3 protein-coding genes are annotated in these 2973 nt (G+C 71.9%); 1 reads left to right on the forward strand and 2 read right to left on the reverse strand.

Annotation, left to right across the window (positions count from 1 at the left end):
• Both ACXJKL_RS18415 and ACXJKL_RS18420 read right to left on the reverse strand, forming a co-directional pair.
• On the reverse strand, nucleotides 1-357 hold a 357-nt coding region (locus tag ACXJKL_RS18415), incomplete at its 3' end, for a FadR/GntR family transcriptional regulator (RefSeq protein ID WP_457208453.1).
• An 8-nt stretch (nucleotides 358-365) separates the two neighbouring features.
• The gene (locus tag ACXJKL_RS18420) at nucleotides 366-1484 is read right to left on the reverse strand and encodes an L-talarate/galactarate dehydratase (protein WP_457208454.1); all 1119 of its coding nucleotides are present in this window, start codon (nucleotides 1482-1484) and stop codon (nucleotides 366-368) included.
• Nucleotides 1485-1596: 112 nt separating this feature from the next.
• Here ACXJKL_RS18420 and ACXJKL_RS18425 point away from each other — a divergent pair, with 112 nt between their 5' ends.
• Nucleotides 1597-2838, forward strand: a complete 1242-nt coding sequence (locus ACXJKL_RS18425; RefSeq protein WP_457208455.1) for an alpha-hydroxy acid oxidase — start codon at nucleotides 1597-1599, stop codon at nucleotides 2836-2838.
• Nucleotides 2839-2973 lie beyond the last annotated feature (135 nt).

The raw sequence follows: 2973 nt of genomic DNA on the forward strand, positions 1-2973 counted from the left end.
GATCGCGGCACCTGCCGCGGGGGTGACTCGCGACGCGGCCAGCCCGGCGGCCTCGGTCTCGACGCCGATCCGGAAGTCGACCATCGCCAGCACGTCGTGGTGGCTGCGGATCGCCGAGGTCTCGAGCGTGAACGACGACGGCTCGGGCACCGCGAGCACGAACGACCCGCGTCCCTGGAACGTCTCGACCAGGCCCTCCGCCTGGAGGCGGGACACCGCCTCCCGCACGACGGTGCGGGAGACGGCGTACTCGTCGATCAGCTCGGCCTCGGACGGGAGCTTGGCGCCGGGCGCCAGCTCGCCACGCAGGATCTTGTCCTTCAGCCCCGCGACGACGTGCTGCGGCCGGGTCCTCATGGGCGGCATCATGCCCCGAAGGTCACCGTCTCCTTCGTCAGGGCGCGCATCTGCTCCGACAGCGTGAAGCCGAGACCGGGGCGCTGCGGCACGTGGATCTGCCCGTCGCTGATCTCGATGCGCTCGTCGAAGAGCGGGTCGAGCCACTCGAAGTGCTCGACCCACGGGGTGGTGGGGTACGCCGCGGCGAGGTGCAGGTGGATCTCCATCGCGAAGTGCGGGGCGAGGTCGAGACGGTGGTGCGCGGCGAGGGTGGCGAACCGCAGGAACGGCGTGATCCCGCCGATCCGCGGGGCGTCGGGCTGCACGATGCCGCGGTAGCCGGCGTCGACGAGCCCCATGTGCTCGTCGACCGAGGTGAGCATCTCGCCGGTCGCGATGGGGGTGTCGAAGGTCTGCGAGAGGTCGGCGTGCCCGACGTGGTCCCACGCGTCGAGGGGCTCCTCGATCCAGACCAGGTCGAACTGCTCGAGCTCGCGGCACATCCGACGGGCGCGGGCGCGGTCCCACTGCTGGTTGGCGTCGACCATCAGCGGCCCGTCGCCGAGGTGCTCACGCAGCGCGGTCACGCGACGCAGGTCCTCGCGCCAGTCGGGCTGGCCGACCTTGATCTTGATGCCGCCGATGCCCGACTCGATCGACGCGGTCGCCTTCTCCTTGATCTCCTCGACGGAGGCCTGGAGGAACCCGCCGGAGGTGTTGTAGACACGGCAGGAGTCGCGGTGGGCGCCGAGCAGCTTGGCGAGCGGCAGGCCGGCGCGGCGGGCCTTGAGGTCGTAGAGCGCGACGTCGAGGGCGGCGACGGCCTGGGTGGCGACGCCGGAGCGGCCCACCGAGGCACCGGCCCACATCAGCGACTCGTAGATCTTCGCGATGTCGCTGGGGTCCTGGCCGATCGCGACGTCCATGACCTCCTTGAGATGGACGTACTGCGCCTTGCCGCCCGCGCGCTTGGAGTAGCTGAACCCCATGCCCGCGAAGCCCTGCTCGGTGGTCAGCTCGACGAACAGCAGCACCGTCTCGGTCAGCGGCTTCTGGCGGCCGGTGAGCACCTTGGCGTCGCTGACGGGGTTGGACAGCGGCAGGACGACGTGGGACAGCGTGACGCTGCGGATGGAGTCGGACATCGGGTTTCCTTCGCGGTGGGCCAACTTGTATGATGAGTTGAGAACTTATCCGATGAGTGAGAGGGCTGTCCAGACGATGTCGTCAGAGGTGCCGCCAGAGATGTCGCCAGAGATGTCGACCGTCAGGCGGATCCCCCGGTGGTCCGACGTGGCCCCCTTCCTCGTCACCCGGCCGTGGTCACGGGACCCGGTGGTACGCCGCCTCGCGCGCTGCGTGTGCGTCGACGACCTGGCCCGCGAGGCGCGCCGCCGGGTGCCCCGCGCGGTCATGGACTACATCGAGACGGGCGCCGAGACGGAGCGCACGATGCGCCGCAACCGGGCGGCGTACGACGCCCTCGAGCTGCGGGCGGACACGTTCCGGACCGTCGGCGAGCCGGACACCTCGACCACGATCCTCGGCCGACCGGCCAGCGCACCGATCGTGCTGGCGCCCACCGGCTACACCCGGCTCTCGCACCACTCCGGGGAGTGCGCGGTGGCCGCGTCGGCGCAGGCCAACGGGCTGCCGTACACCCTCTCGACGTACGCGACGACCTCGATCCCGGACGTCGCGGCGGCCGCGCCGGAGGGTCGGAACTGGTTCCAGGTCTACCTGATGAAGGACCGCGACGTCAGCCTCGAGCACGTGGAGCAGGCCCGGCGCAGCGGGTACGAGGCACTCGTGCTGACCGTCGACACGGCCCTGTCCGGGGCCAAGTGGCAGGACCGCCGCAACGGCTTCTCCATCCCACCGGCGCTGACGCTGCGGACCCTCGCCGACATGGCCCGGCGACCGCGGTGGGTGAGCGACATCCTGACCACCGACCCGCTGCGGTTCGCGACGTTCCCCGAGGAGTCCCACTACGCGCGGTGGGGGATGTCCAACACCCTGCGCGAGCAGGCCGTGCGCCCCACGGACATCGCGTGGCTCAAGGAGCGGTGGCAGGGTCCGGTCGTGGTCAAGGGCGTGCTCTCGGTGGCGGACGCGGTGACGGCGGTCGACGCCGGAGCCGACGCGGTGGTGCTCTCCAACCACGGCGGGCGCCAGCTGGACCGGTCCCCGGTGCCGCTCGCACTGCTCCCCCCCGTCGTCGCGGCAGTCGGCGACCGCGCGGAGGTGATGGTCGACTCCGGCATCCGCACCGGCTCCGACGTCGCGGCAGCGGTCGCCCTGGGCGCGAGCGCGGTGATGGTCGGGCGCGCGTACCTCTACGGCCTCATGGTGGGCGGGCGCCGCGGCGTGGACACCGCGCTGGGCTTCCTCACCGCCGAGCTCGCGCACACCATGGCGCTGCTGGGCGCACCGGCGGTGGCGGACCTGCGCCCGGAGCACGTGGCCCTGCGGGCACCGGACCCGGGGACGAACCGGTGAGCTCAGCCGACCGGCGTGACGAGCTCGCCGCGCTCCAGGAACGCCTCGATGTTGTCCAGGACCAGCCGCGCCATCGCCTCGCGGGTCTGCACCGTGGCGCTGCCGACGTGCGGGAGCAGCACGACGTCCTCACGC

The sequence above is a fragment of the Nocardioides sp. P5_C9_2 genome (genome assembly GCF_054049555.1).